This is a genomic window from Cellulomonas biazotea (assembly GCF_004306155.1).
In the GTDB taxonomy this organism is placed as follows: domain Bacteria; phylum Actinomycetota; class Actinomycetes; order Actinomycetales; family Cellulomonadaceae; genus Cellulomonas; species Cellulomonas biazotea.
The window spans coordinates 1-23,167 of the sequence record NZ_BIMR01000059.1 but is presented as its reverse complement, the minus strand read 5'-3'; the positions used below and the strand labels follow the sequence as shown (position 1 = coordinate 23,167).

18 protein-coding genes are annotated in these 23,167 nt (G+C 72.9%); 13 read left to right on the top strand and 5 right to left on the bottom strand.

Translation table 11 applies throughout. The features are described 5' to 3' along the window. The 5 genes from CBZ_RS05215 (at position 1) to pcp (ending at position 6,097) form a co-directional block, all read left to right on the top strand. Entirely contained in the window at positions 1-1,758 is a 1,758-nt protein-coding gene (locus CBZ_RS05215; protein ID WP_130780529.1) for a dipeptide ABC transporter ATP-binding protein, read from the top strand. Between the two features lie 172 nt (positions 1,759-1,930). Next, positions 1,931-2,956: a 6-phosphofructokinase gene (locus CBZ_RS05210; RefSeq protein WP_130780528.1), complete on the top strand. Its 1,026-nt coding sequence runs from the start codon at positions 1,931-1,933 to the stop codon at positions 2,954-2,956. Between the two features lie 241 nt (positions 2,957-3,197). Further along, the gene (gene rpsA / locus CBZ_RS05205) at positions 3,198-4,682 is read left to right on the top strand and encodes a 30S ribosomal protein S1 (RefSeq protein ID WP_130780527.1); all 1,485 of its coding nucleotides are present in this window, start codon (positions 3,198-3,200) and stop codon (positions 4,680-4,682) included. A 150-nt stretch (positions 4,683-4,832) separates the two neighbouring features. Next, positions 4,833-5,462, top strand: a complete 630-nt coding sequence (gene coaE / locus CBZ_RS05200; protein WP_130780526.1) for a dephospho-CoA kinase — start codon at positions 4,833-4,835, stop codon at positions 5,460-5,462. Then, the gene (gene pcp / locus CBZ_RS05195; RefSeq protein ID WP_130780525.1) at positions 5,459-6,097 is read left to right on the top strand and encodes a pyroglutamyl-peptidase I; all 639 of its coding nucleotides are present in this window, start codon (positions 5,459-5,461) and stop codon (positions 6,095-6,097) included. The genes coaE and pcp overlap by 4 nt, the downstream gene beginning before the upstream one ends. Here the strand turns inward: pcp and CBZ_RS05190 are convergent. Then, positions 6,077-7,153 (bottom strand): hypothetical protein, encoded by a 1,077-nt coding sequence (locus CBZ_RS05190; RefSeq protein ID WP_130780524.1) that lies wholly within the window; start codon positions 7,151-7,153, stop codon positions 6,077-6,079. The two genes, pcp and CBZ_RS05190, sit on opposite strands and share 21 nt — an antisense overlap. Positions 7,154-7,283: 130 nt before the next feature. On the opposite strand from CBZ_RS05190, the gene uvrB reads away from it, so the two are divergent. Continuing rightward, entirely contained in the window at positions 7,284-9,389 is a 2,106-nt protein-coding gene (gene uvrB, locus CBZ_RS05185; RefSeq protein WP_130780523.1) for an excinuclease ABC subunit UvrB, read from the top strand. A 257-nt stretch (positions 9,390-9,646) separates the two neighbouring features. Next, positions 9,647-10,657: a TerC family protein gene (locus CBZ_RS05180; RefSeq protein ID WP_130780522.1), complete on the top strand. Its 1,011-nt coding sequence runs from the start codon at positions 9,647-9,649 to the stop codon at positions 10,655-10,657. Positions 10,658-10,733: 76 nt separating this feature from the next. Here the strand turns inward: CBZ_RS05180 and CBZ_RS05175 are convergent, their stop codons facing one another. After that, positions 10,734-11,021 carry a YciI family protein gene (locus CBZ_RS05175; protein WP_130780521.1) on the bottom strand — a complete coding sequence of 96 codons (288 nt, stop codon included), beginning with the start codon at positions 11,019-11,021 and terminating at the stop codon, positions 10,734-10,736. A 48-nt stretch (positions 11,022-11,069) separates the two neighbouring features. On the opposite strand from CBZ_RS05175, the gene CBZ_RS05170 reads away from it, so the two are divergent. Beyond that, the gene (locus tag CBZ_RS05170; RefSeq protein WP_130780520.1) at positions 11,070-12,233 is read left to right on the top strand and encodes an acyl-CoA dehydrogenase family protein; all 1,164 of its coding nucleotides are present in this window, start codon (positions 11,070-11,072) and stop codon (positions 12,231-12,233) included. A gap of 30 nt (positions 12,234-12,263) precedes the next feature. Here CBZ_RS05170 and CBZ_RS05165 read toward each other — a convergent pair whose 3' ends face one another. After that, positions 12,264-12,971 (bottom strand): MBL fold metallo-hydrolase, encoded by a 708-nt coding sequence (locus tag CBZ_RS05165; RefSeq protein WP_165446660.1) that lies wholly within the window; start codon positions 12,969-12,971, stop codon positions 12,264-12,266. Positions 12,972-12,975: 4 nt separating this feature from the next. Then, positions 12,976-14,862, bottom strand: a complete 1,887-nt coding sequence (locus CBZ_RS05160; RefSeq protein WP_130780519.1) for a glycoside hydrolase family 15 protein — start codon at positions 14,860-14,862, stop codon at positions 12,976-12,978. 107 nt (positions 14,863-14,969) lie between these two features. Between CBZ_RS05160 and uvrA the strand changes: the two genes are divergently transcribed. Then, entirely contained in the window at positions 14,970-17,855 is a 2,886-nt protein-coding gene (uvrA, locus tag CBZ_RS05155; RefSeq protein ID WP_130780518.1) for an excinuclease ABC subunit UvrA, read from the top strand. Positions 17,856-17,986: 131 nt separating this feature from the next. Here uvrA and CBZ_RS05150 read toward each other — a convergent pair whose 3' ends face one another. Then, the gene (locus tag CBZ_RS05150) at positions 17,987-18,514 is read right to left on the bottom strand and encodes an OsmC family protein (RefSeq protein WP_130780517.1); all 528 of its coding nucleotides are present in this window, start codon (positions 18,512-18,514) and stop codon (positions 17,987-17,989) included. 115 nt (positions 18,515-18,629) lie between these two features. Between CBZ_RS05150 and uvrC the strand changes: the two genes are divergently transcribed. The 4 genes from uvrC to whiA all read left to right on the top strand — a co-directional run. After that, a complete protein-coding gene (uvrC, locus tag CBZ_RS05145) occupies positions 18,630-20,675 on the top strand; it encodes an excinuclease ABC subunit UvrC (RefSeq protein WP_246013070.1) in 2,046 nt (681 codons plus the stop codon). Beyond that, complete coding sequence (rapZ, locus tag CBZ_RS05140; RefSeq protein WP_130780516.1) at positions 20,672-21,616, top strand: RNase adapter RapZ; 945 nt, start codon at positions 20,672-20,674, stop codon at positions 21,614-21,616. The genes uvrC and rapZ overlap by 4 nt, the downstream gene beginning before the upstream one ends. Then, on the top strand, positions 21,613-22,614 hold the full coding sequence (locus CBZ_RS05135; RefSeq protein ID WP_130780515.1) for a gluconeogenesis factor YvcK family protein: 1,002 nt from the start codon (positions 21,613-21,615) through the stop codon (positions 22,612-22,614). Before rapZ ends, CBZ_RS05135 begins: the two co-directional genes overlap by 4 nt. 48 nt (positions 22,615-22,662) lie before the next feature. Then, on the top strand, positions 22,663-23,167 hold a 505-nt coding region (gene whiA, locus CBZ_RS05130; RefSeq protein WP_130780514.1), incomplete at its 3' end, for a DNA-binding protein WhiA.

The window sequence follows — 23,167 nt, the reverse complement described above, 5'->3', positions numbered from 1 at the left end:
GTGACGGGCACGACGGGCGGGCTGTTCGGCGGCGAGCCGCTGCTGTCGGTGCAGGACCTCGAGGTGACGTTCCGGACCGACGCGGGCTCGTCCCGCGCGCTGCGCGGCGTCAGCCTCGACGTCCACCCCGGCGAGACCGTGGCGGTCGTGGGGGAGTCGGGGTCCGGCAAGTCGACCACCGCCGCGGCGGTGCTCGGGCTGCTCGCGACCAACGGCAAGGTCACCGGCGGCCGCATCCTGTTCGCGGGCGAGGACGTCGTCACGATGAGCGCCTCCGACATGGCGCGGCTGCGCGGCGCCCAGATGGGCCTCGTGCCGCAGGACCCCATGTCGAACCTCAACCCGGTGCGCCGCGTGGGGGCGCAGATCGTCGAGGCGCTCGAGGACAACGGCGTCGCCAAGGGCGCCGCGGCGCAGGCGCGCACCGTCGAGCTGCTCGAGGAGGCCGGTCTGCCCGACGCCGCCCGCCGCGCGCAGCAGTACCCGCACGAGTTCTCCGGCGGCATGCGCCAGCGCGCGCTCATCGCGATGGGACTGGCCGCACGGCCGCGGCTGCTCGTCGCCGACGAGCCCACGTCCGCGCTCGACGTCACGGTGCAGCGCACCATCCTCGACGGGCTGACGTCGCTGACGTCCCGGCTCGGTGTCGCGGTCCTGCTCATCACGCACGACCTCGGCCTCGCGGCCGAGCGCGCCGACACCGTGGTCGTCATGTACCGCGGCGAGATCGTCGAGCAGGGGCCGGCTCGGCGCATCCTGCAGGACCCCCAGCACGAGTACACGCGCCGGCTCATCGCCGCGGCGCCGTCCCTCGCCTCGCGACGCATCGCTCTCGCCAAGGAGTCGGGCGACGCCGACGCGGCGGCCGACGACCTGCTCGCGCCGTCGCTGGGGGAGGGCGCGGTCGCCGTGTCGACCCCGGGAGCACCGGGTGCGCCCGCCGAGCCCGACACCATCGTCGAGGTCGAGCACGTGAGCAAGGTGTTCCGCCTGCGCGGCCGCGGCCTGTTCTCGCGGGGCACCGACTTCACGGCGGTCGACGACGTGAGCTTCACGGTCCCGCGCGGTCGGACGGTGGCGCTGGTCGGCGAGTCCGGCTCGGGCAAGTCGACCGTGGCCCGCATGATGCTCGGCCTGCTCGAGCCCACGAGCGGGACCATCCGGTTCGACGGAACCGACGTCGGCACCGGCCGCGACCGGGCCGCCGAGGTCGCGTTCCGCCGACGCGTGCAGCCGATCTTCCAGGACCCGTACGCGTCGCTCGACCCGCTGTTCACCATCTACCGCACGATCGAGGAGCCGCTGCGCGCGCACCGCGCCGGCACCGCCGCCGAGCGGCGCGAGCGCGTGCACCGGCTCATGGAGGACGTCGCCCTGCCGACCCAGCTGCTGCGCCGCTACCCGGGCGAGCTGTCGGGCGGGCAGCGGCAGCGCGTCGCGATCGCCCGCGCGCTCGCCCTCGACCCGGAGCTCGTGGTGTGCGACGAGGCGGTCTCCGCGCTCGACGTCGTCGTGCAGGCGCAGATCCTGCACCTGCTCGCGGACCTGCAGCAGCGGCTCGGGCTGTCGTACCTGTTCATCAGCCACGACCTCGCCGTGGTCCGGCAGATCGCGGACGTCGTCTGCGTGATGGAGCAGGGCCGGATCGTCGAGCAGGGCACCGCGGACGAGGTGTTCGACGCGCCGCAGACCGCGTACACGCGGACCCTGCTGGAGGCGATCCCGGGCCGGACGCTCGAGCTGGGCCGCGCGGGCTGACGCTCCGCACGGGTCGGCGGCCGGCCCTGCGGGGACGTACCCCGGGCGGCGACGCCCCGACCGGGACCGAAGGCACGGACGTCCTTCCTGGCCACGACTAGGCTGGCGACCACGGCAGCCCGACGGTGCGCTGACGTCGTCCCCCGTACCAGTCGTGCCGAAGGAGTTCCCCGTGCGTGTCGGTCTGCTCACCGGAGGCGGGGACGTCCCCGGCCTCAACGCCGCGATCCGCGCCGTCGTCAAGCACGGCGAGGGGCAGTACGGCCACTCGATCATCGGCTTCCGCAACGGCTGGCGGGGCGTCGTCGACGGTGCCTCGGAGCCGCTGACGCGCCAGCACATCCGCAACGTCCTGCCCGTCGGCGGCACGCTGCTCGGCACGGCGCGGTTCCACCCGCACGCCGGCGAGGGCGGCATCGACGCGGTCCTCGCGACGCTCGAGGCCGAGCGCATCGAGGCCCTCATCTGCATCGGCGGCGACGGCACGCTGCACGCCGCGAGCAAGGTCGCCGAGGCGGGCGTGAAGATCGTCGCGATCCCCAAGACCATCGACAACGACGTCTGGGGCACGGACCAGTCGATCGGCTTCGACACGGCCGTCGCGATCGCGACCGACGCGATCGACCGCATCCACACGACCGCGGAGAGCCACAACCGCGTCATGATCGTCGAGGTCATGGGACGGCACGCGGGCTGGATCGCCGCGACGTCGGGCATCGCGGGAGGCGCCGAGCTCGTGCTCGCGCCCGAGGCGCCGTTCGACATCGACCGCATCGAGCGGTTCCTCAAGCACCGCCACCGCGCGCACGCGAGCTTCTCGATCGTGGTCGTCGCCGAGGGCGCCGTGCCGGCCGAGGGCACGTCGATGCACTACGAGACGCAGGTCGGCAAGTTCGGCGAGATCGTCGCGGGCGCGATCGGCGAGCGGCTCAAGGCGGAGATCGAGCAGCGCACCGGGTTCGACACGCGCGTCACCGTGCTCGGCCACGTGCAGCGCGGCGGGACGCCGTCGCCCACCGACCGGATCCTCGGGTCGCGGTTCGGGGTCGCGGCGATCGACGCCATCACCGAGGGCCGCTCGAACGTCATGACGGCCCTGCGGGGCGAGAAGGTGGAGCTGGTCCCGCTGAGCGAGGTCGCCGGCAAGGTCAAGCACGTGCCCGACGAGCTCCTCGCGGTGGCGCGCGCGCTGGCCTGAGCCCGCCCCGGCGCTTTGACCCGCCCGTCGCCGCCCCGATAGGGTGGACGGCGGTGCCGCGCGCCTTCCTCCAGGAACGACCTCGCACGAACCTGCTCCCGGACCTCGTCCGTGGGCCGGAGGTCTCCCTGCGTTGATCGTGAGGGCACCGCAGCACGACCGAACGCACGACGCACAGCGGTGCACCCGCACCGACACCCTGTCCGCACAACATCCTGTCCGCAACGGAGCCCATCCCTACATGAGCATCTCCACCCCCGCGAAGCCCGCCACCCCGCAGGTCGCGGTCAACGACATCGGTTCGGCCGAGGACTTCCTCGCTGCCATCGACGCCACCATCAAGTACTTCAACGATGGCGACATCGTCGAGGGCACCATCGTCAAGGTCGACCGCGACGAGGTCCTTCTCGACATCGGCTACAAGACCGAGGGCGTCATCCCCTCCCGTGAGCTGTCCATCAAGCACGACGTGGACCCCGGTGAGGTCGTCAAGGTCGGCGACGAGGTCGAGGCCCTGGTCCTCCAGAAGGAGGACAAGGAAGGCCGGCTGATCCTGTCCAAGAAGCGCGCCCAGTACGAGCGCGCGTGGGGCACGATCGAGAAGATCAAGGAGGAGGACGGCGTCGTCACCGGCACCGTCATCGAGGTCGTCAAGGGCGGCCTCATCCTCGACATCGGTCTGCGCGGCTTCCTGCCCGCCTCGCTCGTGGAGATGCGTCGCGTCCGCGACCTCCAGCCGTACGTCGGCAAGGAGATCGAGGCCAAGATCATCGAGCTCGACAAGAACCGCAACAACGTGGTCCTGTCGCGCCGTGCGTGGCTCGAGCAGACGCAGTCGGAGGTCCGCTCGACCTTCCTGCAGACGCTGCAGAAGGGCCAGGTCCGGCCCGGTGTCGTGTCCTCGATCGTCAACTTCGGTGCGTTCGTCGACCTGGGTGGCGTGGACGGCCTCGTGCACGTCTCCGAGCTGTCCTGGAAGCACATCGACCACCCGTCCGAGGTCGTCGAGGTCGGCCAGGAGGTCACCGTCGAGGTCCTCGACGTCGACTTCGACCGCGAGCGTGTCTCCCTGTCGCTGAAGGCGACGCAGGAGGACCCGTGGCAGGCCTTCGCCCGGACGCACGCCATCGGCCAGGTCGTCCCCGGCAAGGTCACCAAGCTCGTCCCGTTCGGTGCGTTCGTGCGCGTCGAGGACGGCATCGAGGGCCTCGTGCACATCTCGGAGCTGGCCGTGCGCCACGTCGAGATCCCCGAGCAGGTCGTCCAGGTCGGCGACGACGTCTTCGTCAAGGTCATCGACATCGACCTCGAGCGTCGCCGCATCTCGCTGTCGCTCAAGCAGGCGAACGAGGGCTTCGACCCGGCGTCCGAGGACTTCGACCCCGCGCTGTACGGCATGGCGGCGGAGTACGACGAGGCCGGCAACTACAAGTACCCCGAGGGCTTCGACCCGACCACCAACGAGTGGCTCGAGGGCTTCGAGTCGCAGCGCGAGACGTGGGAGGCCCAGTACGCGGCCGCGCACGAGCGCTGGGAGGCGCACCGCAAGCAGGTCGCCGACGCCGCGAAGGCCGACGCCGAGGCCGCGACCTCGGAGACGGGCAGCAGCAGCAGCGGCGGCGGCAGCACGCCGTCGACGTACTCGTCGTCCACCGAGGAGGCCACCGGCACCCTCGCGTCCGACGAGGCGCTGGCCGCCCTGCGCGAGAAGCTCACGGGCAACTGATCTCGTCCGGGGCTCGTCCCCGGTGAGCTCGATCGACGGGCCGGTCACCCTCGGGTGGCCGGCCCGTCGGCGTGCGTGGACCTCGCGCCGTCTCGGCCCGCGTCGATCTCGCGCCGCGCCCACCCGCGCCGTGTCCGGCAGGATGGGCGCATGCAACGCATCGGGTTGACCGGGGGGATCGCGGCCGGCAAGTCCGTCGCGGCCCAGCGACTGCGCGAGCTCGGGGCGGTCGTCATCGACTCCGACGAGCTGGCCCGCGAGGCCGTCGCGCCGGGGACCGCGGGCCTCGACGCCGTGGTCGAGGAGTTCGGCCCGGGCGTGCTCGCGGCCGACGGGACGCTCGACCGTCCCGCCCTCGCGGCGATCGTGTTCGCCGACCCCGCGGCACGCGCACGCCTGGACGCCATCGTGCACCCCGTCGTGCGGCGCCTCGCCGCCGAGCGGGAGGCGGCCGCCGCCGTCGTCGACCACGGTGCGGTCGTCGTCCACGACATCCCGCTGCTCGTCGAGACCGGTCAGGCCGACGCTTTCCACGTCCTCGTCGTCGTGCACGCGCCCGCCGTCCTGCGGGTCGAGCGGCTCGTGCGGCTGCGCGGCATGTCGCGCGAGGACGCCGAGGCCCGGGTCGCCGCCCAGGCCGCCGACGACGCGCGCCTCGCGGTCGCCGACGTCGTCCTCGACGGCACCGGCAGCGACGCCGACCTGCGCGGCCAGGTCGACGAGCTGTGGGACCGGCTCGAGGTGGAGGCCGCGGACGAGATCGCGGCCGAGACCCCGTGACCCGCGTCCTGCTGACCGGGTTCGAGCCGTTCGACGGGCAGGCCCTCAACGCGTCGTGGGAGGCCGTCGCCGTCGTGCGTGACGCCTGGGACGACGCCGACGTCGAGCTGGTCGTGCGCCGCCTCCCGGTGTCGTTCCGGCGCGCCCGCCAGGAGCTGCGGACCGCCGTGGCCGAGGTCGAGCCGGACGTGGTCCTCTGCGTCGGCGAGGCCGGGGGACGGGCGGCCGTCGGCGTGGAGCGCGTCGCGGTCAACGTCATCGACGCGCGGATCCCGGACGCGGACGGGTCCGCTCCCGTCGACGTCCCCGTGATCGCCGGGGCGCCCGCGGCCTTCTTCGCGACGCTGCCCGTCAAGGCGTGCGTGCTGGCGGCCCGCGACGCCGGTGTGCCGGCCGAGGTGTCGGGAACCGCCGGGACGTACGTCTGCAACGCCACGTTCTACGCGCTGCAGCACCTGCTCGCCGCACGTCCCGAGGTCCGCAGCGGCTTCGTGCACGTCCCTCGGGCGCCGGAGCAGGTCGGGGACGGCCCGACGCTCGCGACGGTGGACGTCGCGCGTGCCCTGGTCGCGCTGGTGGGGGCGGCGGTGCGCACGGAGACGGACGTGCGGGTGTCAGCGGGCGCCCTGTCCTGACGCCCGGCCGGACCCGCCTCCGACGGCGGTGCCAGGCGAGGGGCGTGCCTCGCGCACGGTGCCGCGTCGTGCGGGCCGGTCGGGGTCGGTCGCCGTGGCGGGCCGCCGTGACGCGCGCACGAGCCCGCGCGGCACGTGCAGCCCGTCCGCGGTCCAGCCGCCCGTCTGCGCCAGCCGGCGCACGGTGTCGTACGAGAGCGCGCCGTAGGCGCGGGCGAGGTCGTCCCGGCCGGCGAGCTGGACGACGACGGCCGCGCGCGCCGTGTGCCGCCCGAACGCGGCCTGGAGCCCGCGGACGGACAGGGGGTCGCCCACGGCCGAGCCGGGCAGCCGACCGGGGACCAGCGCGGCGAGCGCCCACGGGCTCGCGGCGAGGCGCGGGTCGCGGTCACGGGTCCGGTCCCACGTCTCCCACGCGACGGCGGCCGGGACGGACACGGTGCCGGTGAGCCACGCGCGGGCGGCCTCGTCGCCGACCCCGGCCGGGTGGTGGCGGGCGGCGTCGTGGGCGGTGGGGGCGACGATCGCGACGTGGCCGTCGGGCGTCGTGGAGACGTGCTCACGGCGCAGCGCCGCCCACTGGGGGAGCGGTGCGGGCCAGTGCACGGCGACGGCGAGCCAGGCGCGGGCGCGGATCGCGTCGAGGTCGTCGACGTCGGTGGGGGCGGCGCGCAGCAGCCAGGCGAGGTCGAGGCGGCGCACGGCGGGCTCGGGCGTGTGCGGCTGGGGCAGTGCGATGCCGGCGTAGCGGGCGACCTTGCCGTAGAGCGCGCGCGTGGCGGGCTTCCAGCCGCGGACGTCGCCGAGGTGGTCCATCCCCGTCTGCTTCCCCCACGGGCCCGCGGGGGAGGAGAGGTCCGTGGGCGTGAGGCCGGCGGCGACGGCAGCGTCGGCGAGGCGGCGCAGCTGGGGGGCGTACCGCTCGGGGCCGCGGACGGTCGCCCAGGCGGCCTCGGGGAGGGGGCCGAGCCCGTCGAGGGCGGGCTGCTGCGCGGGCGCGGGGAGCCGGGTCGGGGGCTTCGCCGTCGCGACCTGCGAGGGTGCCGTTATCCGCATCCTCCATGTGTACCATCCTGAGGCGGCACAACGGGCGGGAACGCCCGGTCGGTCTGCGCGCTCCGCGCGGGCACGACCGCCCTGGACCACGACCGGGGCGGGTGTCGGTGGTGCCACGTACCGTGGGGGCATGCGTCCTGTGACCGAGCTGCAGCGGACCGTCGCACCGTTCGAGGTGATCTCCGAGTACTCGCCCTCGGGCGACCAGCCCCAGGCGATCGCCGACCTCACCCGACGGGTCAACGCGGGGGAGAAGGACGTCGTGCTGCTCGGTGCGACGGGGACCGGCAAGTCCGCGACGACGGCGTGGCTCATCGAGCAGGTCCAGCGACCCACGCTCGTCATGGCGCCCAACAAGACGCTCGCCGCGCAGCTCGCGACCGAGTTCCGGGAGCTCCTGCCGAACAACGCCGTCGAGTACTTCGTGTCGTACTACGACTACTACCAGCCCGAGGCGTACATCGCGCAGACGGACACCTACATCGAGAAGGACTCGTCGATCAACGACGAGGTCGAGCGCCTGCGGCACTCCGCCACGAGCTCGCTGCTGACCCGGCGGGACGTCGTCGTGGTGGCGTCGGTGAGCTGCATCTACGGCCTCGGCACCCCGCAGGAGTACGTCGACCGGATGGTCACGCTGAACGTCGGGCAGCAGATCGACCGCGACCAGCTGCTGCGGCGGTTCGTGCAGATGCAGTACACGCGCAACGACCTGGCGTTCACGCGCGGGACGTTCCGGGTCCGCGGCGACACGGTCGAGATCATCCCGATGTACGAGGAGCTCGCGATCCGGATCGAGTTCTTCGGCGACGAGATCGAGGCCATCGCCACCCTGCACCCGCTCACGGGCGACGTCGTCCGCAGCGAGGAGCAGATGATGATCTTCCCGGCGACCCACTACGTCGCCGGCCCCGAGCGGATGGAGCGGGCGATCACGGGCATCGAGCTCGAGCTCGAGGCGCGCCTCGACGAGCTGGAGAAGCAGAACAAGCTCCTCGAGGCCCAGCGGCTGCGCATGCGCACCACCTACGACATCGAGATGATGCGCCAGATCGGCTCGTGCTCAGGCATCGAGAACTACTCGCGGCACATCGACGGCCGCACCGCCGGCTCGGCGCCCAACACGCTCCTCGACTTCTTCCCCGAGGACTTCCTGCTGGTCATCGACGAGTCGCACGTGACCGTCCCGCAGATCGGCGCGATGTTCGAGGGCGACATGTCGCGCAAGCGCGCGCTCGTCGAGCACGGCTTCCGGCTGCCGAGCGCGACCGACAACCGGCCACTGCGCTGGGAGGAGTTCGTCGAGCGCATCGGTCAGACGGTGTACCTGTCGGCGACGCCGGGCGACTACGAGCTGTCCATGGCGGACGGCGTGGTGGAGCAGATCATCCGACCGACCGGGCTGATCGACCCCGAGGTCGTCGTGAAGCCGACGAAGGGCCAGATCGACGACCTGCTCGGCGAGATCCACGAGCGCGTCGAGAAGGACGAGCGCGTCCTGGTCACGACCCTGACGAAGAAGATGGCCGAGGACCTCACGGACTACTTCCTGGAGAAGGGCGTCCGGGTCCGGTACCTGCACTCGGAGGTCGACACGCTGCGCCGCGTCGAGCTGCTGCGCGAGCTGCGACTCGGGGAGTACGACGTCCTGGTCGGCATCAACCTGCTCCGCGAGGGTCTCGACCTGCCCGAGGTGTCGCTCGTCGCGATCCTCGACGCCGACAAGGAGGGCTTCCTGCGGTCGGGCAAGTCGCTCATCCAGACGATCGGTCGTGCGGCCCGCAACGTGTCGGGCCAGGTCCACATGTACGCGGACAAGATCACGGCCGCGATGCAGATCGCCATCGAGGAGACGAACCGTCGCCGCGAGAAGCAGATCGCCTACAACACCGAGCACGGCATCGACCCGACGCCGCTGCGCAAGAAGATCGGCGACATCACCGACCTGCTGGCCCGCGAGGACGCCGACACGGCCGAGCTGCTGGGCGGTGCGGGTCGGCAGTCGAGCCGCGGCAAGGCTCCCGTGCCGGGCTTCGGGTCGAAGGGCGCGCCGCGTGACGAGCGCACCCGGCTCGCCGGTGCCGCGGCAGGCGAGCTCGCCGGGCTCATCCAGGACCTCACCGACCAGATGCACGGCGCGGCGGGAGAGCTGCAGTTCGAGCTCGCGGCGCGTCTGCGTGACGAGATCTCCGGCCTCAAGAAGGAGCTCCGGCAGATGCAGGCCGCGACCGCCTGACCGCTCGGCTCGGCTCCACGGCACGCCGTCGGCGGGCCGGTCCATGCGTTCGCATGTGACGCCGCACACAGTCGGCCGTGGCGTGGTGCTCCTGGGCCCTTGGTCACTTACGCTGGCCACTCTGAAGGGGAGTACCCCACGAGCGAGCGTGTCGTCAGCACGGGACCCAGCGGTCCCCGGGACGCTCGGCCCGACCAGTCGGGTGGGGGAGACCTTCGGTACTCGACCTTGTTCCCGTACCGGAGGTAGGTATCTTCATGGACGTCACTGGCTGGGTGTGGGCGGTCACCGCCGCCGGAGTCCTCGGGCTCGTCATCTTCGACTTCTACGCCCACGTGCGCACCCCGCACGCGCCCTCCTTCCAGGAGTCCGTGCGCTGGTCGCTGTTCTACATCGGCCTCGCGGTGGTCTTCGGCATCGGCCTGGGGATCGTGTCCGGCTGGGACTTCGGCACCGAGTACTTCGCCGGGTACGTCACCGAGAAGAGCCTCTCGGTCGACAACCTCTTCGTCTTCCTCATCATCATGACGAAGTTCGCGGTACCCCGGGAGTACCAGCAGAAGGTCCTGCTGGTCGGCGTCGTCATCGCCCTCGTGCTGCGCACCGTCTTCATCCTCGCCGGCGCCGCCGCGATCGAGCAGTTCTCCTGGGTCTTCTACATCTTCGGCGCGTTCCTCGTGTACACGGCCGTCAAGCTGGCGCGCGAGCACCACGACCCCGACCACGTGGAGGACGACAAGGCCGGCGACGGCATCGCCGTCCGCCTCTTCAAGCGCCTCGTGCCGACGACCGAGCAGTACCACGGCGACAAGCTGACCGTCCGCATCGACGGCAAGCGGTTCTTCACGCCGATGCTCGTCGTCATGGTCGCGATCGGCTCGACCGACATCCTGTTCGCGCTCGACTCGATCCCCGCGATCTACGGCCTCACCGAGGAGCCGTACATCGTCTTCACGGCCAACGCGTTCGCGCTGCTCGGCCTGCGCCAGCTCTACTTCCTCATCGGCGGCCTGCTCGACCGGCTCGTCTACCTGTCGCAGGGCCTGTCGGTCATCCTCGGCTTCATCGGCATCAAGCTCGTCCTGCACGCGCTGCACGTCAACGAGCTGCCCTTCATCAACGGCGGCGAGCCCGTCGAGTGGGCGCCCGAGATCCCGATCTGGCTGTCGCTCACCGTCATCCTCGGCACGCTCGCGGTCGCCACCGTCGCGAGCCTGGTCAAGACGCGCAACGACGCCCGCCTCGAGGCGAGCCGCACCGACGCCTGACACCGCTCAGCACACGACGACGCCCGGGCCCCAGCAGTGGGGGACCCGGGCGTCGTCGTGCGTGGCGGACGAGCCGTCAGACCTGGCTCCACGGGCCGATGACCACGTCCCAGCCGCGGACGTCCGTCGCGGCGACGATCCCCTCGCGTGCGAACGGGTCGGCCGCGAGGAGGGCCGCGAGCGCGTCGCGGTCGTCGGTGCGGAAGACGAGCAGGGCGCCGGGGTCGCCGTCGGTGAACGGGCCGGAGCCGAGGAGCAGCCCCTGGTCGGCGAGCCCGCGGAGGTAGTCGCGGTGCTCGGGGCGGACGGCGTCGCGCACGTCGGTGCGCTCGTCGTAGGTGTAGCGCACGGCATAGGTCGGCATGCGCCCATCCTGCCGCAGGCCTGGTGGGGCGGGTGGCAGAGTGGCGGGATGGCCCGCCCGCTGCGCACGCTCCTGACCGACGACCTGCTGGAGAGGATCCGCGAGCGCGCGCCGGGTCACGACCGGGACAACACGTTCCCGCACGACGACCTGGCGGATCTGGTCGCGGTGGGGTACCTGACGGCGTTCGTGCCGGAGCGTCTCGGTGGTGCGGGTCTGACGCTGGAGGAGGTCGCGCGGGAGCAGGTGCGGCTGGCGGGTGCGGCGCCGGCGACGGCGCTGGCGGTCAACATGCACCTGGTGGTGACGGGTCTGGCGGCGCTGCTGGTGGACCGGGGCGACGAGGCGTTCGAGTTCGTGCTGTCCGACGCGGCGCAGGGGGAGGTGTTCGCGTTCGGGAACTCGGAGGCGGGCAACGACCTGGTGATGTTCGGGTCGCGCACGCGGGCGGAGCGGCAGCCCGACGGGGGCTACCGGTACTTCGGCACGAAGATCTTCACGTCGTTGTCGCCGGTGTGGACGCGGCTCGCGACGTTCGGGCTGGACGACTCCGACCCGGACGACCCGCGTCTGGTGCACGGTGTCGTGTCGCGTGCGGACGGGGGTGCGACGGCGCGGGACGACTGGGACACGCTGGGGATGCGGGCGACGCAGTCGGCGACGACGGTGCTCGACGGTGCGCTCGCCCCGGCGGACCGGGTGTACCGCCGCCTGCCGCCGGGGCCGAGCGGTGACCCGTTCGTCTTCGCGCTGTTCGCGGTGTTCGAGGTGCTGCTCGCGGCGGTGTACACGGGCATCGGGCGTCGTGCGCTGGAGGTCGGTGCGGCGGCGACGCGTCGTCGGACGTCGATGAAGTACGACGGCCGGCCGTACGCGCAGGACCCGGACATCCGGTGGAAGGTCGCGGAGGCGGCGCTGGTGCAGGACGGTGCGGAGCTGCAGGTGTTCGCGCTGGCGCGGGACGTCGACGAGCGGGTGGAACACGGGGCGCGGTGGTTCGCGCAGCTGGTCGGTCTCAAGGTGCGGGCGACGGAGTCGGCACGGACGGTCGTGGACCTGGCGATCCGGGTGTCGGGCGGCGGCTCGTACTTCACGGGCAGCGAGCTGGGGCGGTTGTACCGGGATGTCCTGGCGGGGATGTTCCACCCGTCGGACGACGAGTCGGCGCACGCGACGGTCGCGACGTCGGTGCTGGGGCCGGTCGAGGAGTAGCGGGCGAGGCGGCGTGCCGTCGCGGGGCGGTCACCAGCCGCGGGCGCGCCACTCGTCGAGGTGGGGACGTTCCGCGCCGAGGGTCGTGTCGCGTCCGTGCCCGGGGTAGACCCAGGTGTCGTCGCCGAACCGGTCGAAGAGGCGCGCGGTGACGTCGTCGAGGAGCCGGGTGAACCGGGCGGGGTCGCCGCCGGTGTTGCCGACCCCGCCGGGGAAGAGTGAGTCGCCGGTGAAGACGTGCGCGCGGCCGGCGACGGCGCCGGGTGCGGCGACGTGCTCGGGCTCGCGGTAGACGAGCGCGACGGACCCGTCGGTGTGCCCGCGCAGGCCGACGACCTCGAGCGTGAGGTGGCCGACGGTGAGCACGTCGCCGTGGCGCAGGGGGCGGTGCACGGTCACGCCGGTCGCGGCCTCGACGGCGGGGGCGTCCTCGGCGCCGGCGGCGACGGTCGTGCGGGTGACGGCCACGACGGAGGCGAGCGCCCGGTGGTGGTCGGCGTGCTGATGGGTCGTGACGACGAGGTCGAGCCGGGCGGCGGGGGAGCCCTCGCGGACGAGGGCGAGGAGCCGGTCGGCGTCGTCGGCGGCGTCGACGAGCACCTGGGCGTGCTGCCGGCGGCACGTGAGCAGGTAGGCGTCGTTGTCCATGGGGCCGACGCTGACCTTGCGGATCTCGATCTCGTCGAGGACGCGCACGGCCGTGGGGCCGTCGCGCTGCACGTCGCCCGTGTACGTCACGACCTCATCCTCTCCCGACCCGGTGGCGCAGTCCCGCGCGTTCGAGCGCGAGGTCGTGGCTGTGCACGGCGCGGACCAGGGCGAGGTGCGACAGCGCCTGCGGCACGTTGCCGGCCATGCGTCGCCCGGTGGGGTCGTACTGCTCGGCGAGGAGCCCGACGTCGTTCGCGAGCGCGGTGAGGTCGTCGAGCAGCGCGGTGGACTCGTCGACGTCGTCGAGGCGCGCGAGCGCGTCGGCGAGCCAGAACGAGCAGGCGAGGAAGGCGTGCTCGCCGCCCTGCAGGCCGTCGTCGGTGCGGCTGGTGGGGTAGCGCCGCAGCAGCCCGGGGGCGATCTCGAGGTCGGCCCGGACGGCGGCGACGGTCGAGCGCAGGCGCGGGTCGTCGGGTGGCAGGAAGCCGACCTGCAGGATCTGCAGGAGGGCGGCGTCGGTGTGCTTCGCTCCGTAGGCCTGCACGAACGTGCCGCGCTCCTCGTCCCAGCCGTGCGCGAGGACGTCGGCGTGGATCTCGTCGCGGGCGGCGCGCCACCGCTCGACAGGTCCGTCGAGCCCGTGCACCTCCACCGCCTGGACGGCACGGTCGACCGCGGCCCAGGACATCACCTTGGAGTGCGTGAAGTGCTGCGGGTCGCCGCGGACCTCCCAGATGCCACGGTCGGGGTCGCGCCAGTGGGTGAGGAGCTCCTCGACGAGGTGGCGCTGCAGCGACCACGAGTCGGCGCTGTCGGGCAGCCCGGACTGCCGCGCGAGCTCGAGGGCGCACATGACCTCGCCGAGGACGTCGTTCTGGACCTGGCCGACGGCCGCGTTCCCGACCCGGACCGGCCGTGACCCGGCGTAGCCGGGGAGGTGGTCGAGCGTGCGCTCGGGCAGGTCACGGCCGCCGTCGACGCGGTACATGATCTGCAGGTCCGCGGGGTCGCCCGCGACCGCGCGCAGCAGCCAGTCGCGCCACGCGGTCGCCTCCTCGCGGTAGCCGTGCTCGAGCAGCGCCTCGAGCGTCATCGCGGCGTCCCGCAGCCAGCAGTACCGGTAGTCCCAGTTGCGCTCGCCCCCGAAGTCCTCGGGCAGCGACGTCGTCGCGGCGGCGACGATGCCGCCGGTCTCGACGTCGGTGAGCAGGCGCAGGACGAGCAGGGACCGGACGACCGCCTCCCGGTAGGACCCCTCGTACTCGGCGGAGCGGGCCCACAGCCCCCACAGGACGCGCGTGCGGTCGAGCCGGTCGGGCACGCTCAGCCGCGGCGGGAGCGGCTCCCACGACGGGGTCCACGTGAGGGCGAGGTCGACGGCCTCGCCGGCCGCGAGCGTGAACTCGTCGCGGTGCCGGTGGTCCGACGGGCGGGGCAGCCTGTCGCCGCGCAGCAGCAGCGCGTCGGGCCCGGCGACCGCGCGGATCGCCGGCTCGCCCTCGTCGTCCGTCAGGCGGTGCACCCATGGCTCGATGGCGCCGTACCCGAACCGCACCACCCACTCGTGCCGCACCTCGACGGTCCCGTCCGTGCACTCGACGCGCCGCACCAGGTCGGCGCGCCCGTCGGCCATGGGCATCGCGTCGACGACGACCGCGGTCCCGGTCGGCGTCGTGTACGTCGTCTCCAGCACGAACGAGTCGTCCAGGTAGCGGCGCCGCACGTCGGTGGCGTGCGCCACGGTGAGCAGCCAGCGGCCGTGGTCGGACGTCCCGAGCAGGCGCGAGAAGCACGCGGCGCTGTCGAACGCCGGGAGGCACAGCCAGTCGACGGACCCGAAGCGGGACACGAGCGCGACGGACCGGCCGTCGCCCAGTGCGGCGTACTCGGAGATCGGTGCGGCCTCGTCGCCGGGGGTGCGACCGGGGGCGCGTGCAGGGGCGGGACGGGGGGCGGGGGCGTCGGGTGTGGCGTCCATGGGGTCCCAGGATGCGGTGCGCACGACCGGGCGGCACGCGGAGCACCGGGTTCCGCTCACGTCGAACAGGTGTGCGATTGTCGGTGGCGGCACGTAGACTTCCCGCCGTGAATGATCGACTGGTGGTGCAGGGCGCCCGCGAGCACAACCTCCGCAACGTCGACCTCGACCTCCCGCGCGACAAGCTCATCGTGTTCACGGGACTGTCCGGCTCCGGCAAGTCGTCGCTCGCCTTCGACACCATCTTCGCGGAGGGGCAGCGGCGGTACGTCGAGTCGCTGTCCGCGTACGCGCGGCAGTTCCTCGGGCAGATGGACAAGCCCGACGTCGACTTCATCGAGGGCTTGTCGCCCGCGGTGTCGATCGACCAGAAGTCGACCAACCGCAACCCGCGGTCGACGGTCGGGACGATCACCGAGGTCTACGACTACCTGCGCCTGCTCTTCGCCCGCGCGGGCACGCAGTACTGCCCGGAGTGCGGCGAGCGCGTCACCGCGCAGACCCCGCAGCAGATCGTCGACCGGCTCCTCGAGCTCCCCGAGGGCACCCGCTACCAGGTGCTCGCGCCCGTCGTGCGCGGCCGCAAGGGCGAGTACGCGGACCTCTTCAAGGAGCTCCAGGGCAAGGGCTTCTCCCGCGCCCGCGTCGACGGCGAGGTCGTGCAGCTCACCGAGCCGCCGACGCTGGAGAAGAAGCTCAAGCACGACATCGAGGTCGTCGTCGACCGCCTCGTCGCGCGCGACGGCGTCCAGCGTCGCCTGACCGACTCCGTCGAGACCGCGCTCGGCCTCGCCGGCGGCCTGCTCGTCATCGAGCTTGTCGACGCCGACACGGACGACCCGACGCGCGAGCGCCGGTTCTCGGAGAACCGCGCCTGCCCGAACGACCACGTGCTGACCCTCGACGAGATCGAGCCCCGCACGTTCTCCTTCAACGCCCCGTACGGCGCGTGCCCCGAGTGCACCGGCATCGGCTCGCGCCTCGAGGTCGACCCCGATCTCGTCGTGCCGGACGAGGACCTCTCGCTCGACGAGGGCGCGGTCGCCCCGTGGGCGCAGGTGTCGAGCGAGTACTTCACGCGGGTCCTCGGCGCCCTCGCCCAGGACATGGGCTTCTCGACCACCGTGCCGTGGCGCGCCCTGCCGCAGCGGGCCAGGGACGCCGTCCTTTTCGGCCAGAACCACGAGGTCAAGGTCCGCTACAAGAACCGGTGGGGCCGCGAGCGGTCCTACTCGACCGGCTTCGAGGGCGTCATCACGTTCCTCGAGCGCCGCCACTCCGAGACCGAGTCGGACTGGAGCAAGGAGAAGTACGAGGCCTACATGCGTGAGGTCCCGTGCCCGGTCTGCTCCGGCGCGCGACTCAAGCCCGAGGTCCTCGCCGTCCGCGTCGGCGGCAAGTCCATCGCCCAGGTCTGCGACCTGCCGATCCGCGAGGCCCGCGCGTTCCTCGACCAGCTCGAGCTCGGCGAGCGCGAGCGCGCCATCGCCGCCCAGGTCCTCAAGGAGATCCAGGCCCGCCTCGGCTTCCTGCTCGACGTCGGCCTCGACTACCTCTCGCTGACCCGCCCCGCCGCGACGCTCTCCGGCGGCGAGGCTCAGCGGATCCGGCTTGCGACGCAGATCGGGTCCGGCCTCGTCGGCGTGCTCTACGTCCTCGACGAGCCGAGCATCGGCCTGCACCAGCGGGACAACCGCCGCCTCATCGACACGCTCACGCGCCTGCGCGACCTCGGCAACACGCTCATCGTCGTCGAGCACGACGAGGACACCATCCGGACTGCCGACTGGATCGTCGACATCGGCCCCGGCGCGGGGGAGCACGGCGGCCGCGTCGTGCACTCCGGCGACTTCGAGGGCCTGCTGAAGGCCCCCGAGTCGGTCACCGGCGCCTACCTGTCGCGCCGCCGGTCCATCCCGATGCCCGCCGAGCGGCGCCCCACCGACCCGAAGAAGCAGCTCACCGTCGTCGGCGCCCGCGAGCACAACCTGCGCGGCATCGACGTGTCCTTCCCGCTCGGCACCCTCACCGCGATCACCGGCGTGTCGGGCTCGGGCAAGTCGACGCTCGTCAACTCCATCCTCTACACGGTCCTCGCCAACGAGCTCAACGGCGCCCGCCAGGTCGCCGGACGGCACAAGCGCGTCACCGGCCTCGAGCACCTGGACAAGGTCGTGCACGTCGACCAGGGCCCGATCGGGCGGACCCCGCGCTCGAACCCCGCGACGTACACCGGCGTCTGGGACCACGTCCGTCGCCTCTTCGCGGAGACCACCGAGGCGAAGGTCCGCGGCTACACGCCCGGGCGGTTCTCCTTCAACGTCAAGGGCGGCCGCTGCGAGGCGTGCTCGGGCGACGGCACCCTGAAGATCGAGATGAACTTCCTGCCCGACGTCTACGTGCCGTGCGAGGTGTGCCACGGCGCCCGGTACAACCGCGAGACGCTCGAGGTGCACTTCAAGGGCAAGACCGTCGCCGACGTGCTCGCGATGCCCATCGAGGAGGCCGCGGAGTTCTTCGCCGCCGTCCCCGCGATCTCGCGGCACCTGCGCACGCTCGTCGACGTCGGCCTCGGCTACGTCCGGCTCGGCCAGCCCGCCCCCACCCTGTCGGGTGGCGAGGCACAGCGCGTCAAGCTCGCCGCTGAGCTCCAGCGACGGTCCACGGGCCGCACGATCTACGTGCTCGACGAGCCCACGACCGGTCTGCACTTCGAGGACATCCGCAAGCTCCTCGGCGTCCTGCAGTCGCTCGTCGACAAGGGCAACAGCGTCCTCGTCATCGAGCACAACCTCGACGTCATCAAGAACGCCGACTGGGTGGTCGACATGGGCCCCGAGGGCGGCAGCGGCGGCGGAACCGTCGTCGCGCAGGGCACGCCCGAGCACGTCGCCCGGGTGAAGGCCAGCCACACCGGCCGGTTCCTCGCCGAGGTCCTCGACGGCGACGTCCAGGACGAGCCGGTCCGCGAGCGCGAGAGGGCGACGGCCTGACCGGGGACGTCCGCCTCGTCGAGCGACCTCTCGGTGACGCCCTGCCCGACGCTCGCCCCGACACCCGTCCTGGCGGCGCCGTCGCGGGTCGTGGCGCGCTCGTCGCCGCCTCGTCGAGCCGGGGCCCGACGTCAGCCCGCGGTCGGGGTGGCGCCGACCGGGGCGGCGACGCGCAGCGGGACAGGCTCGTGCCGCACGGGGAAGTTGACCGACCGGGCGATGAAGCAGTGCTCGTGCGTCGCATGGTGCAGGCCGGCCAGGACGGCATCGGTCACCGCCGACCCGTCCGGCAGGTGGTTGCCGCGCGCCACGGTGACGCGCGGGCGCAGGACGACCTCCGTGAACTGACCGTGACCGGCCGACTCCACACGCATCGTCCCGACCGCCTCGTCGGTGTACGCGACGACCACGACGCCCGCGGCGGCGGCCAGGTGCAGGAACCACAGCATGTGGCACTGCGCGATCGACGCGACGAAGAGCTCCTCGGGCGAGTACCGGGACGGGTCTCCGCGGAACGCCGGGTCGGACGAGCCGGGCAGCGGCGGCTTGCTGCCGATCTGCACGTCGTGGTCGCGGCTGTACGACGTGTAGCTCGCCGTCCCGCGCGTCCCCGCTCCGGTCCAGGTCACGTCGATCGAGTACGTGTGCAGGGGGCCCATCGGCCCACGGTAGCCCGCGGCACCGCCCCGTGCACCGACCGTCGCCGCTCGTCCCGGACGGTCGGCGCGACCTGCCCGCACGGGCACGTCGGCGCCCCGAACTACGCTCGGCACCATGGCTGATCCCGCCACGTACCGGCCCGCCCCGGGGGAGCTCCCCGACAGCCCCGGGGTGTACCGCTTCCGCGACGAGCACGGTCGGGTCATCTACGTCGGCAAGGCCAAGAGCCTGCGCTCGCGCCTGTCGAGCTACTTCCAGGACGTCCACGGGCTGCATCCGCGCACCCAGCAGATGGTGACCACGGCGGCGTCGGTCGAGTGGACCGTCGTGCCGACCGAGGTCGCCGCGCTCGCCCTCGAGTACACGTGGATCAAGGAGTTCGACCCGCGGTTCAACGTCAAGTACCGCGACGACAAGTCGTACCCGTACCTCGCGGTCACGATGGCCGACGCCTTCCCCCGCGTCCAGGTGATGCGCGGCGCCAAGCGCAAGGGCACCCGCTACTTCGGGCCGTACGCGCACGCGTGGGCGATCCGCGAGACCGTCGACCTGCTGCTGCGCGTCTTCCCGGTCCGCACGTGCTCCGCGGGCGTCTTCAAGCGGGCGCACCAGCAGGGCCGGCCGTGCCTCCTCGGGTACATCGACAAGTGCTCCGCACCGTGCGTCGGCCGGATCTCGCCCGAGGACCACCACGCGCTCGCGCAGGACTTCTGCGACTTCATGGCGGGCGACACCGCCCGCTTCACGCGCCGCCTGACCGCCCGCATGAAGGAGGCCGCCGCCGAGCTCGACTACGAGCAGGCTGCGCGCCTGCGCGACGACATCGCGACGCTCGAGAAGGCCACCGAGCGCAACGCGGTCGTCCTCAAGGACGGCACCGACGCCGACATCTTCGCTCTGGCGGGCGACGAGCTCGAGGCGGCGGTGCAGGTGTTCCACGTCCGCGACGGGCGCATCCGCGGCCAGCGCGGGTGGGTCGTCGAGAAGGTCGAGGACGTCACGGACGGCGAGCTCGTCGAGCACCTGCTGCAGCAGGTGTACGGCACCGACGACGACGCGGGCACCGCCTCTGTGCCCCGCGAGGTCCTCGTACCCGTCCTGCCGCCCGACGTCGAGCAGGTGCAGGACTGGCTCGGCGGCATGCGCGGGTCGCGCGTGCAGGTCCGGGTCGCGCAGCGGGGTGACAAGCGCGAGCTCGCGGCGACCGTGCAGCGCAATGCCGAGCACGCGCTGGTCCTGCACCGCACGCGTCGAGCGGGCGACCTCACGACCCGCAGCCAGGCGCTGCGGGAGATCCAGGAGGCGCTCGATCTCGCCTCTGCCCCGCTGCGCATCGAGTGCTTCGACGTGTCCCACAACCAGGGCACGTACCAGTCGGCGTCCATGGTCGTGTTCGAGGACGGGCTCGCCCGCAAGAGCGAGTACCGCCTGTTCAACCTGCGCGGTCCCGACGGCGAGGGGGCGCGCGACGACACGGCTGCGATGCACGAGGTCATCACGCGCCGGTTCCGGCGGTATCTCGCGGAGCGCTCCGCCGCGGGCGACGTCGAGCTCGGCATCGGCGCGGACGACGAGGACGACGCGCCGCGCCGGTCCGGACCGGTCGACGAGACCACGGGACGGCCGCAGAGGTTCGCGTACCCGCCGAACCTCATCGTCGTCGACGGCGGCCAGCCGCAGGTCGCGGCCGCCGCGGCCGCGATGGCGGAGCTCGGGATCGACGACGTCGCGCTGTGCGGTCTCGCGAAGAGGCTCGAGGAGGTCTGGCTGCCGGGCGACGACTACCCGGTCATCCTGCAGCGCAGCTCCGAGGGCCTGTACCTTCTGCAGCGCCTGCGCGACGAGGCCCACCGGTTCGCGATCACCGCGCACCGCCGCCGCCGCAGCAAGGGCATGACCGCGTCCGTCCTGGACGACGTCCCGGGCCTCGGCCCGGCGCGGCAGGCGGCGCTGCTGCGCCACTTCGGGAGCGTCAAGCGGCTGCGTGCGGCCTCCGCGGAGGAGATCGCGACCGTGCAGGGCATGGGGGAGCGCACGGCCGCCGCCGTCGTCGCCGCCCTGGCCGGGGACACCGCGGCGCGTCCGGTCACCACCGGGTCGGACGCCCCCGACGTGGCGGACGTCGCCGACGGCGACGAGGCTGGCATGCTGAGGTCATGACCGACGAGCCGTCGCCGATCACCGTCCCTGCCGGCATCCCCGCGATCGAGGCCGCGACCGAGGGCCCGCGCCGCACCGCCCCGCAGCTCCTCATCATCACCGGCATGTCCGGTGCGGGGCGCACGCGAGCCGCCGCCGTGCTCGAGGACCTCGACTGGTACGTCGTGGACAACCTGCCCGCGCAGATGCTCACGCACCTCGTCGGCATGCTGACCAGCGGCGTCTCGGGGGAGCGCGCGCAGCGTCTCGCCGCCGTCGTCGACGTGCGCGGCCGCGAGTTCTTCGCCGACGTGCGCCAGGTCCTCGACAGCCTGCGCGCCGCCGGCGTCGACTACCGGATCCTGTTCCTCGACGCGTCGGACGAGGTCCTCGTGCGCCGTTACGAGCAGGTCCGGCGCCCGCACCCGCTGCAGGGCGACGGCACGATCCTCGACGGCATCACGACCGAGCGCGCCGTCCTCGGCGACATGCGCGAGCGGTCGGACACGGTGATCGACACGTCCGACCTCAACGTGCACGACCTCGCCCGGCAGGTCCGCGAGGTCGTCGCCGGCGCGACGCCCGACGTGCTGCGTGTGTCCGTCATGTCCTTCGGGTTCAAGTACGGCATCCCGCTCGACGCCGACCACGTCGCCGACGTGCGGTTCCTCGCCAACCCGTACTGGATCACCGAGCTGCGGCACCTGTCCGGCCGGGACGCGCCCGTCCGCGACTACGTGCTCGGCCTGCCCGGTGCCCTCACGTTCGTCGACCGGTACGTCGACGCACTGGAGCCCGTCCTCGCGGGGTACCTGCACGAGGAGAAGCGGTACGTGACGATCGCTGTGGGCTGCACCGGCGGCAAGCACCGCTCGGTCGCGATCAGCGAGGCCGTCGCGGCCCGCCTGCGCGAGCGCGGGCACCAGGTGGCGGTGACGGCGCGGGACCTCGGCAAGGAATGAGCGCACTGCCCTCCCTGCGTGACGCCCGTGGCTCCGGACCGGCGGTGGTCGCCCTCGGTGGCGGTCACGGGCTGTCCGCGACGCTCTCGGCGCTGCGGCTCATGACCGACCGGATCACCGCCGTCGTGACGGTCGCCGACGACGGCGGCTCCTCCGGGCGGCTGCGCGACGAGCTCGGCGTCCTGCCGCCCGGCGACCTGCGGATGGCCCTCGCGGCGCTGTGCGACGACTCGGAGTGGGGCCGCACGTGGCGTGACGTCCTGCAGCACCGCTTCTCCTCGGACGGCGCCCTGGACCGCCACGCGGTCGGCAACCTGCTGATCGTCGCCCTGTGGGAGCTGCTGGACGACACCGTCGAGGGCCTCGACTGGGTCGGGCGGCTGCTGGGGGCGCGCGGCCGCGTCCTGCCGATGGTCTCCGTGCCGCTGCGCATCGAGGCGGACGTCGTGCACGCCGACGGCGCCCGGGAGCGGGTCTGCGGCCAGGTGTCGGTCGCGACGACGCCGGGACGCATCGAGCACCTGCGCCTGGAGCCGCAGGACCCGCCGGCGTGCCCGGAGGCGGTCGCGGCGATCGAGGCCGCCGACTGGGTCGTCCTCGGACCGGGCTCCTGGTACACGTCCGTCATGCCCCACCTGCTGGTCCCGGGCCTGCGTGACGCGCTGCACCGGACGTCCGCGCGGACGATCCTCACGCTCAACCTCTCCCCGGAGTCGGGGGAGACGGAGGGGATGCGCGCGGACGAGTACCTCGACGCGCTGCACGCGCACGCGCCGGAGCTGCGGGTCGACGCGGTCGTCGCCGACCCGGGCGCCGTGGACGACGTCGGTGAGCTCGGCGCGGCGAGCGAGCGCCTGGGCGCCCGGCTGCTGCTGCGCCAGGTGAGCCGCGGCGACGGGACGCCGCTGCACGACCCGCTACGCCTCGCGGCCGCCTTCCGTGACGTCGTCGAGGGGTTCCTGGGCGACGTGGGGACGCGCGCGGACGACGCACGCTGACCTCCCGGACCGGACCCGGACGCGTGTCCCGGATGGCAGGATGACGCCATGGCGTTGACGGCACAGGTGAAGGACGAGCTCGCGCGTCTGAAGATCGACCGGACCTCGGTCCGGAAGGCGGAGGTCTCGGCGACCCTGCGTTTCGCAGGCGGCCTGCACATCATCTCGGGCCGGATCGTCATCGAGGCGGAGCTCGACACGGGCATCGCGGCGCGACGGCTGCGGCAGGCGATCTCCGAGGTCTACGGGCACGAGAGCGAGATCATCGTCGTCTCCGGCGGCGGGCTGCGCCGGGGGAGCCGGTACGTGGTGCGCGTCGTGAAGGACGGCGAGTCGCTCGCGCGGCAGACGGGCCTGCTCGACAACCGCGGCCGACCCGTGCGCGGGCTGCCGCCCCAGGTCGTCTCGGCGGGCATCGCCGAGGCCGAGGCGGCGTGGCGTGGGGCGTTCCTCGCGCACGGCTCGCTGACGGAGCCCGGCCGGTCGTCGGCGCTCGAGGTCACGTGCCCCGGCCCGGAGGCGGCCCTCGCGCTCGTCGGCGCCGCGCGGCGCC

Excerpts from the sequence above, each read along its gene's own strand:
- CBZ_RS05190 (WP_130780524.1), bottom strand. The coding sequence starts at position 7,153 with ATGCGGATAACGGCACCCTCGCAGGTCGCGACGGCGAAGCCCCCGACC.
- CBZ_RS05170 (WP_130780520.1), top strand. The coding sequence starts at position 11,070 with ATGGCCCGCCCGCTGCGCACGCTCCTGACCGACGACCTGCTGGAGAGG.
- rapZ (WP_130780516.1), top strand. The coding sequence starts at position 20,672 with ATGACCGACGAGCCGTCGCCGATCACCGTCCCTGCCGGCATCCCCGCG.
- CBZ_RS05175 (WP_130780521.1), bottom strand. The coding sequence starts at position 11,021 with ATGCCGACCTATGCCGTGCGCTACACCTACGACGAGCGCACCGACGTG.
- CBZ_RS05135 (WP_130780515.1), top strand. The coding sequence starts at position 21,613 with ATGAGCGCACTGCCCTCCCTGCGTGACGCCCGTGGCTCCGGACCGGCG.
- uvrC (WP_246013070.1), top strand. The coding sequence starts at position 18,630 with ATGGCTGATCCCGCCACGTACCGGCCCGCCCCGGGGGAGCTCCCCGAC.
- CBZ_RS05150 (WP_130780517.1), bottom strand. The coding sequence starts at position 18,514 with ATGGGCCCCCTGCACACGTACTCGATCGACGTGACCTGGACCGGAGCG.
- CBZ_RS05160 (WP_130780519.1), bottom strand. The coding sequence starts at position 14,862 with ATGGACGCCACACCCGACGCCCCCGCCCCCCGTCCCGCCCCTGCACGC.
- rpsA (WP_130780527.1), top strand. The coding sequence starts at position 3,198 with ATGAGCATCTCCACCCCCGCGAAGCCCGCCACCCCGCAGGTCGCGGTC.
- coaE (WP_130780526.1), top strand. The coding sequence starts at position 4,833 with ATGCAACGCATCGGGTTGACCGGGGGGATCGCGGCCGGCAAGTCCGTC.
- CBZ_RS05180 (WP_130780522.1), top strand. The coding sequence starts at position 9,647 with ATGGACGTCACTGGCTGGGTGTGGGCGGTCACCGCCGCCGGAGTCCTC.
- uvrB (WP_130780523.1), top strand. The coding sequence starts at position 7,284 with ATGCGTCCTGTGACCGAGCTGCAGCGGACCGTCGCACCGTTCGAGGTG.